The sequence below is a fragment of the Frankia sp. R82 genome, from assembly GCF_023716925.1.
Lineage (GTDB): Bacteria > Actinomycetota > Actinomycetes > Frankiales > Frankiaceae > Frankia.
Window position 1 is genome coordinate 1 of the sequence record NZ_JAMQQG010000058.1, and the last position, 15,388, is coordinate 15,388.

General features: G+C 72.8%; 11 protein-coding genes and 1 pseudogene. 4 read left to right on the forward strand and 8 right to left on the reverse strand.

Annotated features, from left to right (window positions below; genetic code table 11):
* Together ND747_RS13085 and folD are read right to left on the reverse strand one after the other, a co-directional pair.
* Positions 1 to 4,334, reverse strand: a 4,334-nt coding sequence (locus ND747_RS13085) for an alpha-(1->3)-arabinofuranosyltransferase family protein (protein ID WP_251733802.1), incomplete at its 3' end; no start/stop codon positions are given.
* A 353-nt stretch (positions 4,335 to 4,687) separates the two neighbouring features.
* Complete coding sequence (gene folD / locus ND747_RS13090) at positions 4,688 to 5,554, reverse strand: bifunctional methylenetetrahydrofolate dehydrogenase/methenyltetrahydrofolate cyclohydrolase FolD (RefSeq protein WP_251733803.1); 867 nt, start codon at positions 5,552 to 5,554, stop codon at positions 4,688 to 4,690.
* 71 nt (positions 5,555 to 5,625) lie between these two features.
* On the opposite strand from folD, the gene ND747_RS13095 reads away from it, so the two are divergent.
* A complete protein-coding gene (locus tag ND747_RS13095; protein ID WP_251733804.1) occupies positions 5,626 to 6,216 on the forward strand; it encodes a methyltransferase domain-containing protein in 591 nt (196 codons plus the stop codon).
* Positions 6,217 to 6,249: 33 nt separating this feature from the next.
* Here ND747_RS13095 and ND747_RS13100 read toward each other — a convergent pair whose 3' ends face one another.
* The 4 genes and pseudogenes from ND747_RS13100 to ND747_RS30110 form a co-directional block, all read right to left on the reverse strand.
* Positions 6,250 to 6,810 (reverse strand): adenylate kinase, encoded by a 561-nt coding sequence (locus ND747_RS13100; protein WP_251733805.1) that lies wholly within the window; start codon positions 6,808 to 6,810, stop codon positions 6,250 to 6,252.
* Positions 6,811 to 7,124: 314 nt separating this feature from the next.
* Entirely contained in the window at positions 7,125 to 8,126 is a 1,002-nt protein-coding gene (locus ND747_RS13105; RefSeq protein WP_251733806.1) for a phospholipid scramblase-related protein, read from the reverse strand.
* 83 nt (positions 8,127 to 8,209) lie between these two features.
* Entirely contained in the window at positions 8,210 to 9,853 is a 1,644-nt protein-coding gene (locus tag ND747_RS13110) for an ABC-F family ATP-binding cassette domain-containing protein (RefSeq protein WP_251733807.1), read from the reverse strand.
* 100 nt (positions 9,854 to 9,953) lie between these two features.
* Positions 9,954 to 10,556: pseudogene (locus tag ND747_RS30110) on the reverse strand (hypothetical protein).
* Positions 10,557 to 10,691: 135 nt separating this feature from the next.
* Here ND747_RS30110 and ND747_RS13120 point away from each other — a divergent pair.
* Positions 10,692 to 11,204 carry a TIGR03668 family PPOX class F420-dependent oxidoreductase gene (locus ND747_RS13120; RefSeq protein ID WP_251733809.1) on the forward strand — a complete coding sequence of 171 codons (513 nt, stop codon included), beginning with the start codon at positions 10,692 to 10,694 and terminating at the stop codon, positions 11,202 to 11,204.
* A gap of 124 nt (positions 11,205 to 11,328) precedes the next feature.
* Here the strand turns inward: ND747_RS13120 and ND747_RS13125 are convergent, their stop codons facing one another.
* Together ND747_RS13125 and ND747_RS13130 are read right to left on the reverse strand one after the other, a co-directional pair.
* Complete coding sequence (locus ND747_RS13125) at positions 11,329 to 12,066, reverse strand: DUF402 domain-containing protein (protein ID WP_251733810.1); 738 nt, start codon at positions 12,064 to 12,066, stop codon at positions 11,329 to 11,331.
* A 212-nt stretch (positions 12,067 to 12,278) separates the two neighbouring features.
* Positions 12,279 to 13,289 carry a helix-turn-helix transcriptional regulator gene (locus ND747_RS13130; RefSeq protein WP_251733811.1) on the reverse strand — a complete coding sequence of 337 codons (1,011 nt, stop codon included), beginning with the start codon at positions 13,287 to 13,289 and terminating at the stop codon, positions 12,279 to 12,281.
* Positions 13,290 to 13,391: 102 nt separating this feature from the next.
* On the opposite strand from ND747_RS13130, the gene ND747_RS13135 reads away from it, so the two are divergent.
* Together ND747_RS13135 and ND747_RS13140 are read left to right on the forward strand one after the other, a co-directional pair.
* Positions 13,392 to 15,014 (forward strand): MFS transporter, encoded by a 1,623-nt coding sequence (locus ND747_RS13135; protein WP_251733812.1) that lies wholly within the window; start codon positions 13,392 to 13,394, stop codon positions 15,012 to 15,014.
* A gap of 95 nt (positions 15,015 to 15,109) precedes the next feature.
* Entirely contained in the window at positions 15,110 to 15,316 is a 207-nt protein-coding gene (locus ND747_RS13140; RefSeq protein WP_251733813.1) for a lasso RiPP family leader peptide-containing protein, read from the forward strand.
* Positions 15,317 to 15,388: the final 72 nt, after the last annotated feature.

Below are 15,388 nucleotides of genomic sequence, written 5' to 3' on the forward strand. Positions count from 1 at the left end.
GCCCCCCACCGTGGCAGCCGGACGGGCCGCGCCGGCACCGGTACGGGCCGCCGGCCGGCCAGCCGGGATGGCTGCCGGCGGCCGGGGATCAGGGCGCCGGCCAGCAGGGCCAGGGCGAGTAGCAGGCCGACGGCGAGGCCGGCGTGGTAGACCTCTCCGGGCCGGTTCTCCAGGATGACCGTGCCGGCGGCGCCGGCTGGCAGCAGCCAGCCCTGCTGCCAGCCGTCCAGGCGCACCGGCTGCAGGGTCACGCCGTTCAGGCGCGCCGTCCAGGCCAGGTTCGCGTTCTCGTGCACGGCGAGGAACGACGCCCCACCGGCACCGACCTCGACAGTGCGCCGCTGCGCCGTCCACTGCCCGACCGACGTCGACCGCACCGCCGCACCGGCGGTGCCGGGCGGGGCGGCCCCGGCACCGCCGACGAGGGTGATCGTGTCGACCAGCAGGGGCACGGTGTCGTCGCGGACCACTCGCAGCAGGTGCGTGCCGGCGCTCAGCACCACCGTGCCGTCGGGGGTGCAGGCGGTGAACCGCAGTGGCCGTCCGTCGTCGGCGTCCACGGCGGAGCCCTCGACCCGGAGCGGGTAGCGGACGCCGTCCACGTCGAGAACCGGGCCCTGGCCGCACTCCCAGCTGCGCCGGGCGGCGGCGGGGCCGTTGGCGGCCGGGCTCGGCAGGGCGGTCGCGCTGCCGGACAGGGTGAACGACATCGCCCGGGGCACGGTGAAACGTCGGACGATCGCCTGCTCCTCCGAGGCACTGAACGGCTCGGTGATGTCCTCGCGGGTCCGGTCGAAGGCGAACATCACCGGGCTGGTCGGCCGCGCGGCGAACAGGGCGGTGGCGTCGGTGGGCGTCTGTGCGTAGTGGGTGAAGCTCTGGCCGGGCACGCCCAGCTCGCGGATGCCCGCGCCCATCAGCTCGCCGCCGCCGCGGGTGACGTCGCGCAGGGTCACCTGATACCAGGAGCTCGGCCCGGCGGGCACCGAAACGTACTGGAGCTGGTCGGACGCGGCCACCGGGGTGTCCACCGAGCCGGCGGCGGACGTCACCGTGATCGTGTGGGCCACCGGGCGGCGCGGCGTCTCGGCGAGCAGCGTGATCGCCAGGTAGGGCACCCGGACCGGCGTGCCGACGTCGACGCGCAGCCACGCCCCCTCCGAGCCGGTGCGCGGGTCGGGCCGGGCCGTCCACCAGGTGTTGGGCCGGCCGTCGACGGCGCTGGCCGGGCCCAGTTCGGGCGCCGCCCGCAGCAGGTAGCCGTATGACGACGCCGAGACCGACCTGCCGTCCAGGTAGCTGCCGACCGTCTGGTGCCCGGCGGGTGGCCGGTCGGTCCAGTCCCGTGGCGGACCGGTGGCGCCGGCGGCCTGTTCGTCCGGTCCGAGCAGGTAGGACGACGCGCTGTGCACGACCCCGAAGCTGTGGTCGCGGCGGGTGAACGTGTCGGTGACGGCGAGGCCGGTCGTCGCGGTGAGCACCGCGGCGGACGGGGTGAGCGGGGCGGACGCGGCGACCGTGCCCGGCTTCCCGGTCGTCGGGGCGCGGGGATCGCCAAGGTCCTCGGCGAGGACGGTGGCGCGGTCGGCGGGCAGCAGGCCGTGCTCGGCGAGGGTGACCGCCGCCTCCGGACCGCCGGAGACAACCAGTGCGGCCGCCGCCGGGTAGGCCTGCACCGGGCGGGCACCACCGGGCACCGTCCACACCTCGAGTGCCGGGGCCTGGCCGATCGGGCGTTGCCGACCCACCGGTAGCACCCGTTCCCGGTTGCCGGCGCGCCCGGCCACGAGCGGCCCGAACATCGCCGTCGGACGCAGTCCCCCGGCGAGCAGCGCCTGGTGGACCTCGTCGGTGGACGGGGGAACGTCCCAGTTGCTGTCCGCCAGGTCGTTGCGGATCAGCACCTGCCCGACGCCGGCGCGGGCGAGGGCGACGCCAAGGCCCCGGCCGTCCCCGGCCAGGGAGGACTCGACGGCGTCCAGCCAGCGGGTCAGGCCGACCCCACCGAGTGGGATGAGGCTGCGTTCGCCCCATGGGGTCGACGCGAGCCAGCGCATCGGCTCGTCGAGGGGGCGGCCCCAGTCGTACTGGGCGAACGGCGCGCCCGGCAGCAGCAGGGTGCGTCCGTTGCCGGGATGGTCCGCCAGCCAGTGCGCCGCCTGCGGCCAGTAGGCGGGCACGCGGTCGAACGACCCGGGCTGCAGCACCTGGCCGCGCAGCAGCGGCAGGCTGCTCGCCACCAGCGCACTCACCGTGACAACCAGCAGTGCGGTGCCTACCGACGGCCGCCCGGTTCCGCGTCCCCGCCCAGTTCCGTGTCCCCGTCCGACCAGTCCATCCCCCGCACCTCCAGGCATCGCGGGTCCGGCCGGCGGGCGCGCGACCGAACCGGGAGCGGCCCGCCGCCGGGAGCGGGCGACCGCGATGCCGGCGGCATGGGTCAGTCCGAGCGCCATCGGCAGGTGGGCCACGGCCTGGAACTTGGCGATGTTGCGCAGGGGGCTCAGCTGACCGTCGAGCAGGGCGCGCACGTCGGACGACACCAGCCCGCCGAGCGCCCCCGGATAGCCCGCGACGATCATCACCGTGCTCACCCCGAAACAGACCACGAGGAAACGGCGCCCGGGCAGGTCGCGGCGCGACAGTCCCCACAGACCGATCGCCGTGATGAGGTACGTCCCGGCGATGACGATCGGTGCGCCGGCGTAGTCGGCGGCCGAGGGCAGCCAGACGCTGGGCACCCGCAGGTAGGCCATCCAGTCGGTGGCGGCGCGCAGCGCCTCCGGGAGGGAGGCCGTGGCGGTGGTCAGCTCGGCGGTCTCGGTGAACGGGACGAAGTCCAGCCCGTACCGGCCCACCGCGAGCAGACCCAGCGCCCACCAGGCGACCGCGCACCCGAGGGCGGCGACCCACCAGCCCCGCACCGCCCAGGCCCGGCGGGAGTTACCGGCCAGCACCAGCAGCACCACCGGGCTGACCAGCACGGCAAGCACGACGCTGGCATTGATGCCGCCGATGCACAGCACGGCCAACCCCGAGCGCGCCGCCGCCCGACGCGGCGTGAGCCGATCGGCCGGTGACACCGCCTGCAGGCCGCGAACCAGCGGCGTCACGATCCACGGCAGCATCGCCGCGCCCATGACCGCGGCGGAGGTCGCCCCGATCTTGCCGAGGAACATCGGGGACAGTGCATAGCCGAGCCCGCCGAGCACCCGTCCCGGCGGCGCGCCGATCCCCAGGGCGTCCGCCAGCCGCACCACCCCCCAGGCCGCCGCGGTCAGCAGCAACGCCATCCACAGTCGTTGGACCAGCCACACCGGCAGGCCGGCCAGATGACCGGCGAGGAAGAACGGCCCCATCGGGAACAGATAGCCGTACGCCTGGTTGGGAACGGCTCCGAAGTCCGCCGACGAATCCCACAGCTGGGTCGCCGCGGCCAGGAACCGGGCCGGACTGACCGCCAGCGGAAGTTTCGTGTCCGCCGTCAGCCGTCCCGGCGCCTGCAGGACGAACAGCAGGACGTGCCCCAGCGCGATCCTCAGCAACGCCCGACGGGACGTGCGGGACGTGCGGGACGGTCCGGACGGCGTGGACGCCGTGGTGGTGGACGCCGTGGTGGTGGCCAGCTCGCGGCCGGCCCGGCGGACGTACTGCCGGATCCTGGCAAGCTCGACCATCATCGTCGGGGTGTGCGTCAGCGCGTGGAACCGGCCGCCCGGTTGTTCGATCCAGCGCACCGGGACCTCGGCGACCCGGTAGCCCAGCGCCCGGGCGAGTGCGAGGACCTCCACGTCGAAGGCGAACCCGGTGACCCGGGTACGGGCGAAGAGCACCTTGGCCTCGGCGCGTCGGAACGCCTTGAAACCGCACTGGGTGTCGGCGACGCCCACGGGTACCAGCAGCCGGACGATCAGGTGGAACAGCCAGCTGCCCAGTCGACGGCCCGTGGCCCGCTGCGCGCCGTCACCGACGCGGCGGGAACCGAGGGCCACCTCGGCGTCGCGTAACGCCGCCAGCAGGTTCGGCAGGTCGGCGACGTCCGAGGCGAGATCGGCGTCCATGAAGACGATGGCCTCGCCGGTGGCGGCGGCGACTCCGGCCCGCACGGCCGCACCCTTGCCCTGGTTGGCCGGGAGGCTGATCACCCGTCGGTGTGGTGCGTCGCCGAGCAGGTCCGCGGCCAGTTCGGCGGTGTCGTCCGCGCTGCCGTCGTCGACCACGATCACCTCGGCGTCCGCGAGACGATGGTGGTGCAACGCCTGCATCAGGACGGGCAGTGACCGGGGCAGCCGGGCTGCCTCGTTGAACGCGGGAACCACGATGCTGACGGGCACCTGGCGCACACCACACCCCTAGCCGCGCCGACTCGCGAGTACCGCGGGTCACCAGCCGTCGCGCGTCGCTGTTCTCGACGGACATCGCGAAGGGGACGATGGCAGTAAATGGGATGATGTGCCCGAATTGGCTAGGCCCAGATAGCTCTTTTGGGTTACCTCGACTGTGCTTTCCGCAACAATCTCCGGGCCCGTCGGCCTGGCACGCAGGAAATGCCCGAGGGCGGTGGCGCGGCCTCGGGGAAACGACGTTCGCTCCGGAACGCCGCTGGAAAAATCATGGCGAACCGCCATGGATGACAGAATCCGTAACCTTACGTCACGATCTTCGTCCGCCATCCATGGCGAGCCCGTCAGGCCGGGATGGTGACCCCGGCGGCCGCGCGGGCGGCCTGCAGGGTGTTGCGCAGCAGCATCGCGATCGTCATCGGCCCCACCCCGCCGGGGACGGGCGTGAGGAAGCCGGCGACCTCGCGCACCTCGTCGAACGCGACATCACCACGCAGCCCCGCCTCGGTACGGTGCATGCCGACGTCGATGACGGTCGCGCCGGGCTTCACCGCGTCCGCGCCGATGATGGCCTGCCTGCCGGCGGCGACGACGAGCACGTCCGCGCCCCGGGTGACCGCAGCGAGATCGCGCGTGCGCGAATGACAGATGGTGACGGTGGCGTTGCGGTCGGCCAGCAGCTGGGCGACGGGCCGTCCGACCAGCTCCGAACGGCCGACGACCACCGCGGACGTCCCCTCAAGCGGCACCTCGTAGGCATCGAGCAGCTCGATGACCCCTGACGGGGTGCACGGACGCAGGCCTGGCAGGCCGCGGGAAAGCAGGCCGACACTCGCGGTGGTCAGCCCGTCGACGTCCTTGCCCGGCGGGATCCGCCCGACCAGCGCCGAACCGTCCAGACCCTTCGGGACGGGCAGCTGCAGCAGGATGCCGGACACGGCCGGGTCGGCGGCGAGCGCGTCCAGCAGGGCGGCGACCTCGTCCTGCCCGGTGTCGGCGGGCAGATGCTGGTGCAGGTCGGCCATCCCGGCCTCGGTACACGCCTTACGTTTGCCGCCGATGTAGACCGCGGATGCCGGGTCGTCGCCGACCAGCACCGTCGCAAGCCCCGGCTGCTGCCCCGTCGCCGCGCGGAACTCGGCGACGTCCCGGGCGACGTCCGCCCGCACCCGCGCGGCCACGGCCTTACCATCGATGATCACTGCACTCATGTCGGCCCTTCGCCCTCACGATCTCCCGGATGGCGGTGCCGCCCGCCGTCCGCCGTCATAGCGTGGCTCGCGTGGCGACCTCCGTGAACTTCGACCGTATCGCCCACCGCTACGACGCGACCCGCGGCGGCGAGGAACGCGGTCGCCGCGTCGCCGCCGCGCTGGCCGACCGGCTGCCCGGCGAACGGCTGATCGACGCCAGCCTGGCCGTGCACGTCCTGCACCTGGTCGGTGATCCGGGGGCGGTGCTCGGTGAACTCGCGCGGGTGCTGCGCCCCGGCGGGCGGCTGGCCGTCGTCGGCGGAGGGGAGCTCGCCCGCCCCAGCGACGTCGGTGCCGTGCTGCGGGACCTGCGCGCCGACCTGGACACCGCCCGTGCTCGCGAGGACCGTTCCGGCGCGCTGCCGGCGCTCGCCGCCACCCACGGCCTTGGCCTGGTCGAGGAGTTCACCTTCCCACGCGAGGAACGTGGCATCCTCTCCCCGCGCGAGGCGGCGGACCAGGTCGAGGCCCGAGTCTGGTCCCACCTGTGGGACCTCGACGACGTCATGTGGGCGCGGGCCGTTGTGCCGGCGCTCGACCGGCTGCGTGCCCTGCCCGACCAGGAGCGGCCCCGCCCCGGCGACCGGATCTCCACCGCGAGACTCTTCGCCCGCCGCTGACCCACAACCGCCGAGGGTCAGCGCCCGGCCGTCTCAGGTGCCGGCGGACAGCGGACGCATGCGCGGCAGCGCCGGCGCCGCCGCGGCGCCGAGCCACGCCCGCACCTCACGGGGACTGCACAGGCGCACGACCCGGGCTGCGGCGCCGTGCGCATCCAGGGCCTGCAGCAGCCGGTTGCGGCTTTCCCGCGGGTAGGTCCATATCCACCGCAGGAACGACACGTCCATCTTCTCCGGGCAGCCGGCGCCCATGTCCGGACGGGTCCGCCCGCGCCAGCGGGCCCAGCGACGCACCGCCCGGATCATCGCAACCCGCCGCGGCAGGTCCAGGAACACGATCAGCTCGGCAGCCGGTATGCGCAGGTCCAGCGTGCCACCGTAGTTGCCGTCCATCACCCACGCCGGCCGCGCGACGAGCCCGGCGACGACCGCCCGCCACTCCTCCACGGGCGTGGCGGCCCAGCCCGGCTGCCAGAAGTACCGGTCAAGATGGATCACCGGCAGGCCGGCCTTGCGTGCGATCTCCCGCGCCAGCGTGCTTTTTCCCGCGCCACCGCTACCGACGACCAGCACCCGCTGAATGTCCGGGGTCATCGACGGCGGGCCTTCCGGGCACGTCCCGTGCGCATTCACACGTTCAGTCTCCCACCACGCCGATCGATGCGAAGCCCGAACGGCCGCCCGGCGCGCTACCACGTTGTCCCGCCGCACCCCGTCGCCAGCCCGCGCCACCGACTCGTCCATCACCGTCCCGCCCCGTCCCGCCGCCACTCTGCTCACGAGGAACTTCCCGCTCACGAGGACCTTCGCCCTGCTTTCCCACCATGTCTGCCACAGCGTGCGCACGACAGACGGAGCCGGCGGGTGGGCCAGCAGGGTCGGCGGGCCGGTTCCGCGGAACCGTCGGGTCAGCCGAGGCCGCGGCTGTCCTGCTTGAGGGCGGTGTCGATGGTGAGGGCCGAGGCCACGACCATGCTCAGCAGCGGCTGCGGCAGTGGGCGATGCAGTTGGACGACGTAGTTGTCGGCCGTGGTGAACATGTTCCGCACCAGGCCCTCCCAGGTCTTGGTGACCCGGGCGACCTCGGTCTCGGTGTGGTCGACGATCGAGAAGTTCCACGCCCGCCAGTTCTCGGCCTTGATCGCTCCGATCGTGGCGCCGCCGGACTGCAGGTCGAAGCGGATCTTGCCGAAGACGTTCTGCTGAGAGATCGTGCCGAGCTCGGCGCCGTCGGGCGTCGAGACGATGACCTTCGACTTGAAGACCTTCGCGGGCCGGACCAGCAGCAACTGCGGCACGCCGGCCGCGTCGCGGACCTCCAGCCGATGGGTGAGGAACTGATCCCACGAGGAGAGCACCCGCACCGCCTTTTTCAGTGCGCTCTGCCCGACCTCCACCACCGAGCCGATCTGACGGCCCTGCTGGTCGAAGACGGCGTACTCGTTCGTCACCTCGATGATCTTGCTCTTCTGGTTGACGACCAGAACCGGCTCGCTGAACAGCGACCCGCCGCCCGGCCCGGCGGCCGGCAACCCCGCCTGTTCACGCACCTGTCGCTGCACCCGCTCCGGGGTGTGGTTGGTCTGCACGGGCGCCGGCACGACGCCCTGCGGCGTCCCCCAGCCCACCGCGCCCGCACCGCTGCCCCGCCCTGCATACTGCTGGCCCTGACCTGCCGCATACTGCTGGCCCGCATACTGCTGGCCCTGGCCGGAGTGCGGACCTTGAACGGCGTGCTGCTGTTGGCCCTGGCCCGCGTACCGGGACTGGTCTGCCTGCTGAGGCTGGCCGGGTGCGACAGGCGGCGGGGTGGGCTGGGTGTGGTCGGTCCACTGGTTGCCGTCCCACCACCGGGAACCGTGCTGCCCACTCGGATCGGCATACCAGCCGGGCGGGACGTTCTGTGTCATGGCGTCACTGTTGCACTCGGGCCCCGTCGGCCGCCAGGGTATGGCGGCGTCAGCCATCCGACGGTCCTGGTCAGCCGGTCAGGTCAGACGCTCTGCTCGCTGACCCGACCGTCGGCGACGTGCAGCCGGCGGGTGACCGACACGGCGTCGAGCATCCGCCGGTCGTGGGTGACGAGCAGCAGCGTGCCGGCGTAGCCCTCGAGGGCCTGTTCCAGCTGGTCGATGGCGGGCAGGTCAAGGTGGTTGGTGGGCTCGTCGAGAACGAGGCAGTTGACGCCCACGGCCTGCAGCAGCGCCAGGCCGGCTCGGGTGCGTTCACCTGGAGACAACGATGCGGCAGGCCGAATCGCCTGGTCGGCGCCGAGGCCGAATTTGGCGAACAGGGTCCGTACCTGCCCGGCCGGCCAACCCGTGGCCTCCTCGGCGACACTGACGCAGGTCTGCTCGCCGCGGAAGCGCTCGCGGGCCTGGTCGATCTCGCCGAGGCGCACCCCGGAGCCCAGCGACTGACCACCGTCGTCGAGCGGGACCCGGCCGAGCAGCGCGCCGAGCAGCGTCGACTTGCCGCCGCCGTTCGGCCCGGTGATGACGATCCGGTCAGCCCAGGCGACGGTGAGGTCGACCGGGCCGAGGGTGAACCCGCCCCGGCGCACCGTGGCGCCGGACAGCGTTGCCACCACGTCGCCGGACCGCGGCGCGGTGGCGATCGACATACGCAGCTGCCATTCCTTGCGCGGCTCGTCAACCGCCTCGAGCCGGTCGAGGCGGCTTTCGATGGAACGGACCCGGGCTGCGCTCTTCGTCGCGGCCTCGATCCGCGCGCCGCGGGCGGCCCGGTCGCCGTCGGGGGCGCGCCGTTTGGCGCGCACCGCCCCGCGCACGGACTGCTCTCGCTGCCGCTGTGCCTGGGCGACCAGGTCGGAGCGTTCGTCGGCATAGTCCTCGAAGCGTTCACGGGCCTGCCGGCGAGCGACCTCGCGGGCCTCCAGATACGCCGACCAGCCGCCGGCGAACAGGGTGAGGCCGTGCTGGTGCGGGTCGATCTCGGCGACCGTGTCGATGGTGCGGTCGAGGAACTCCCGGTCGTGGCTGACGACGACGAGCGCTCCGGAGACCTGGCGGGCGAAGCGTTCGAGCCGGTCGAGACCGTCGAAGTCAAGGTCGTTCGTGGGCTCGTCGAGCAGGGTGATGTCGAACCGGGAGAGCAGGACGCTGGCGAGTGACCCGCGGGCGGCCTGACCACCCGACAGCGTCGTGGTCTCGCTGTCGAGAGCGTCGGCGGGCAGCCCAAGATCGGCGCAGACCTCCTCGGCACGGGCGTCGAGGTCGGCCGCGCCGAGCGCGAGCCAGCGTTCGAGCGCCACGCTGTACTGGTCGTCGGCCCCGGGGCCGCCGGCGACAAGCGCCTCGGTGGTGGCGTCCAGTTCCTGCTGGGCGGCGGCGACTCCGGTGCGCCGGTGCAGGAAGGCGCGCAGAGTCTCGCCCGGTGAACGGTCGGGTTCCTGAGGCAGCAGGCCGACACCGGCGCTCGGCGGCGCAAGATCAAGGCGGCCGGAGTCGAGGGGCAGCAGCCCGGCGAGGGCCCGCAGCAGCGTCGATTTACCGACCCCGTTGGGACCCACCACGCCGATCCGATCGCCGGGCGCCACAGTGAGGGAGATCCCGTCAAGAATGGTCGCCCCACCGCGGGTGACGGTGAGGCCGGAGGCGATGAGCGTGGCGGACATCCCGCCAGTCTCGCGTACGCCCGAGCGGCGGTACGGACGTACCCGCCCAGCACGGCCATCGCCCCGGCGAGGACCGCAGCTCTGAGCTCTCCAGCCACCGTCAGCCGTCCATTCCGGGCAGCGCCAGCTGCCCCCGCGGTGGCACCACCAGGTGCTGACCTCCTACGGCAGCCGCCCGCCCGATACCGCGCGGCGCGGAACGGGGTGCACCGGCCCCGATTCCGGCACGTTCGGCGAGCTCACGGACCTGGGCGGCGATCCGTTCCTGGTAGGAACGGGCGGCGTAGGCACCGTCGCCGTACCGCCGCCGGTACGGTCCGACCAATGCCGGATGATGCTCGGCGAGCCAGGCCAGACACCACTCGCGGGCACCGGGGCGTGGACGCGGCACGATCGGTGTGGATGATCTGCGTGTCGAAGTCGTGCCCGGCGTCGAGATCCAGCCAGCGATGGGTGGAGCGGGCGACGCAGTACCGACAGGCGTGCGTACAGCCGCGATAGGGATTGATCGTCCAGCGAAAAGGCATCCGGTACGCCGGCGGCACGCGGTTGAGCGCCGAACGGGCCTGGACCTCGAGGAACGTGACGCCCGCGAACTCGGGGTGTCGGTGGTACGGGCCACCGCACCGCGGGCCAGCAGAACCGGCGGCGTTCCCGCCTCGCTCGGCTCCGCGTCCGCGAGTCGGAGGTTGTCCCAACGCATGAACCCATGAGAACATATGTTCGATCTCGAGTCCAGCAAGGGCCGGCGGCAGCCGGAGCAGTCAAGGCACACGGGTCGAGGCACACGAGTCGAGGCACACGGGGGTCGCGTGGCAACGACGGAGGAGGTGGCATCGTGCGGTTCGACAGCGACCAGGCCCGGCAACGGTTCGCGGCAGCGCGGGTGGCGCGGCTGGCCACCAGCGGCCTGGGTGGCCCGCCACTGGTCGTGCCGGTCACGTTCGCGGTCACGCTGGCCCGGTTCGAGGCGGTTGACCACAGCGGCGGCGCGGCGATCGTCACCGTGGTCGACCACAGACCGAAGCGAACCAGGACAGGTCTGCGCCGCCTACGCGACATCCTTGCCAATCCTGCCGTCAGCCTGCTCGCTGATCATTATGATGACGACTGGTCACGGCTGTGGTGGGCACGCGCGGACGGTCTTGCGCGTATCGTGCTGGCCGGCGAGCAGGAGCACACCATGGCCGTCGAGGCCCTCGCGGCCCGCTATCCGCAGTACCAGTCCCTGCCTCCGACCGGCCCAGCGATCATCGTGTCGCATCTGCGCTGGTCCGGATGGGCGGCCATCCCGACCGTGGGCGGCGCGGAGCCTACTGGCGACGCCGGGCGGGACGGCGACGAAGGGTAGACCTGCGAGGCGGGAACGGCGGGCGACGCAGATTCCGCCGCTGGCTCCGGTGCGGCTGTTTCCGGTCCGCCCGGGTGGCACCGTGGCGGGCGCCTGCGGTCAGGGCGGTGGGCATAGGAACGAGTCAGGCCCGGGGGCGGTCCCAGCCGGGCGGCAGGCTCGTCGGGGTCTCCCAGGACGGATCCGGGCGAAAGTCCGTCCAGGTTCCGTCGAAGGGGAAGGCGCCGGATTCGACCAGGCGCAGCAGGCGCTCTCCCTCGGCCCGCACCGCATCCGGGTCACTCACCCAGTAGTGCTCGGGGAAGGCCAGGCGCTCGGCCAGCTCGTGCTCGTCCTTCCACTCCCAGGTGTGCGCGGGGGTGACCCACACGTCGAGGTCGTGATCGGTGGTGTCGACGCCGACGAGCCCGTCGCGACGCCAGGCGACCGCGGGCTCCTCGAGGTTGATGTACCAGCGCACGAAGCGGCCCTGCCAGTCCCAGAACCACCAGACCGAATGCGCGCCCTGCAGTGGAACCAGCATGAAGATGTTCGGGCCGCGCCACACCGAGGTCGTCATCACCGTCGGCTGGCGGACCCACTCGGCGAACGGCATGTCCCGCAGGCCCCGCCCGTCGGCGCTGAGCTCCACCGCCATCGGGCAGCCGTGCGGAATCCACAGTCGCAGGCCGCGCTCGTCGTAGCCGATCACATGCCCGGTGCGGACGAACACCAGCCGTTTGGTCGTGAACGACCGGTGTACGACGATCTCACCAGGGGTGTAGGGCGCGCCGGCGCCGGGCCCGCGGCCCGCCGACGTGGGCACCGGTGCGGCCGACGACGGCACGGGGCCGGGTTCGTCGCGCGCAGGGCTGTCCCGCATGGTCACGGCCTGACTGTACGACCAGGCGCGACGCACGCCACCCCCCAGCCGCCCGGCAATCCGCCGATCTCCGACCGGAAAGGCCCAGAAACCCGTCCGTCGCCGGGGCTCGCCGTGCTCGACGGGCGGTCTGCCGGGCCTGCCCCCGAACAATCGGGGGCTCGCCGGTGATCGGCCGGCCGGGGCGAGCGAGCCGGCCGAGGTGGGTGGGCTCAGTGAGCGTGGTCGGGGCGGGCGGCCTCGGGGTGGGCGCGCAGCCAGGCCAGACGGGTGCGACTGGCCTCGTCGACGGGGGTGAGAACGGTCAACCGGACGCCGGTGCGGTCGCTGAGGTCGAGGTGGGTGGCGCGCAGATCGATCTCGCCGGTGGCCGGGTAGTGGTAGACCTTGTCGCACGGGCGGGGTGGGGCGACGTCGTGGGTGGCCCACAGCCGGGCGAACAGCTCGCTGGCCTCGCTCAGGCCCTGCACGAACTCCTGCCAGCCCGGCTCGCCGACATGCTGGCTGTACCGGTAGTGCAGGATCGCGACGTACTCGGCGGCCTGCTCGTCGAGGTTGCGCAGCGGGTTGCAGCACGGCGGCGTGGTGAAGGCGAACCAGAACGTGTTGCGCCGCGGCGGTGCCGCCTCGACGATCCCGGGGAGCAGGGCGGCGTAGGCGTCATTCCAGCACAGCACGTCGGAACGGGTGTTGGTCACTATGGCCGGCAGCGGATCGAGACCGTCGAGAATCCCGCGGACCTCGGGCGGCAGGTCCACCGAGGCATCCCCGGTGGACGGCGGTGGTGCGACGTCGGCGAGGCGGAACAGGTGGACACGCTCGGCCGCGTCCAGGCGCAGGGTACGGGCCACCGCATCGAGAACCTGACCGCTGACGTTGATCGGCCGACCCTGCTCCAGCCAGGTGTACCAGGTGACACCCACCCCGGCGAGCTGGGCGACCTCCTCGCGACGCAGCCCCGGGGTGCGCCTGCGCGGGCCGGGCGGCATGCCCACGTCGTGCGGGGTGATCCGCCCGCGCCGGCTGCGCAGAAACGACGCGAGCTCCTCCCGGCGCTGCGGCGCATACCGGTCCGACGCCCCCCGATCGGCGACCAGCCGGTCAGTTGTCAGCCGGTCTGTCGCCAGCCGGTCGGACAGCCCGGGGTTCGGCGGTGCGCCACGGACGGACCGCAGGACCCGGGGACCGGAACCGGGGGCGGGCCAGGGCGGCGTCGTCGTCATGGGTCCAGCGTGGCCGGTCAGGCGTGGATGTGCCAGGTGCTGTCAGTACCAGTATCAACGGGCTCTCGTTACTGGTATCCGTTCGGCCGCAGGATCTGGAGCATGTTCCGTTCCGCCACCCCGGCCAGGGCCACCCTCACGGCCGCGACGGCCGTCCCAACCTCGGTTCCCGCCCAGACCGCGGGTTCGCCCTCCGCCACCGTCTCGCCTCCGACGATCCCGGCTCCGATCCCGGCTCCGATCCCGGCTCCGGTCCCGGCCCCGGCCGGAACACCCGCGAGCACCTCGAGTCACGGTGATCCGCCGGTCCGGCGGGCGCCGGCGGGGCTGATGCTCGGGGTGGTGCTCGTCGGACAGTTCATGGCGATTCTCGACGTCAGCATCGTCAACGTCGCCCTGCCGACGCTGCGGACGGACCTGAATGTCTCCGACGCCGGCCTGCAGCTGGTCGCCGCCGGGTACATCATCAGCTACGCGGTGCTGCTGATCACCGGGGCGCGCCTTGGCGGCATCCTGGGGCATCGGCGCGCGTTCCTCGCCGGACTCGCCGCGTTCACCCTCACCTCGGCGGCCTGCGGGCTCGCTCCGCAGACGGGATCGCTCATCGGGTTCCGGTTCGCCCAGGGGGCGAGCGCGGCGCTGATGACGCCGCAGGTGATGAGCCTGATCCAGCGCACCTACTCCGGAGCCGCCCGCAACCGGGCGCTCGGCTACTTCGCCGCGGTCGTCGCCGGCGGGGTGGTCGTCGGGCAGGCCGTGGGTGGACTGCTGGTCAGCGCCGACCTGTTTGGCAGTGGCTGGCGGGCCGTGTTCCTGGTGAACGTACCGATCGGCCTTCTACTGCTGCTCGTCGCGCCCCAGGTGATGCCGGCCGACCGGGGCCACCGCGAGCCCACACTCGATCTTGCGGGGCTGGCCGTGCTCAGCGCGGCGGTGCTGCTGTTCGTCCTGCCGCTGATCCTCGGGCACGACCTGGGCTGGCCCGCCTGGACGTTCGCCTCGCTCGGCGTGTCCGCCGTGCTCGCCGCGGTGTTCGTCCTGGTGGAACGGCATGTCGCCACGGGCGGTGGCCGTCCGCTGATCTCCCCGCGGGTGCTGCGTGCCCCGGGCCTGCCCGCCGCCGGGGGGGCGCTGCTGCTCGCGCCGTCCACGTGGGGGGCGTTCCTGTTCACCACGACCCTGCACCTGCAGGGCCAGCTGGGCATGAGCCCACTGCGCTCGGGACTCGCGTTCATCCCCTGCGTCGGGGCGTTCGCGCTGGTCAGTCTGAGTGTGCCGCGACTTTCAGGGCGGTGGCGTCGGTCGGCGATTCCGTTCGGGCTCACCTTCGCCGCCGTCGCCTACCTGTTCCTCGGACCGACCGCGGACGGCGGTGTGGGCTACGAGATCGTCACCGCGCTGGTCGGCCTCGGTCTCGGCGTCATGCCGCTGATCATGTCGGTGGCGTTGGAGCACGTCCCGGTCGAGGACGCTCCCGACGCCAGCGGCCTGCTGCTCACCCTGATGCAGCTCGGCCAGGTCATCGGCGTGGCCACCGTCGGCACGCTGTTTCTCACCCTCGCCGGCGACGACGGCGCGACCCGGCACGCCGAGCGCGGCATCGGCTGGGCGCTGTCCGCCCTTGCCCTGCTCGCCGCGACCAGCGCCGCGTTCCTCATTCGCCGCCCGCGCAACGTTCCCACCAGCACCGTCAGCGCCCCCAGCCCGCGCACACAACACGACTGAACCGACGCTGAACACCCGCCGCCTAGCATGAGTGACATGGCCGTGACAATCGGTTACGACCGTGTCCGGTAAGGACAGGAACGGAGGAACTCCTCATGATGGCGCAGTACGAAGCACCGGCTCTGCGTGCGCAGGGCTCGTTCCAGGCCGTGACCCACGGATTCGTCATCGGTTTCGGCGGCGGCGGCTGGGGCTGGCGCCGCGGTTGGGGCGGCGGCGGCTGGGGCGACGGCGGCTGGGGCGGCGGTTGGGGCGGCGGCGGCTGGGGCGGCGGTTGGGGCGGTGACGGCTGGGGCTGCTAGTGGTGATCGGCGCAAGTTCGTCGGTTATGCGGCGAGGTCGAGGCGGCTGGCGGTCTTGAGGAGATCGGCGCG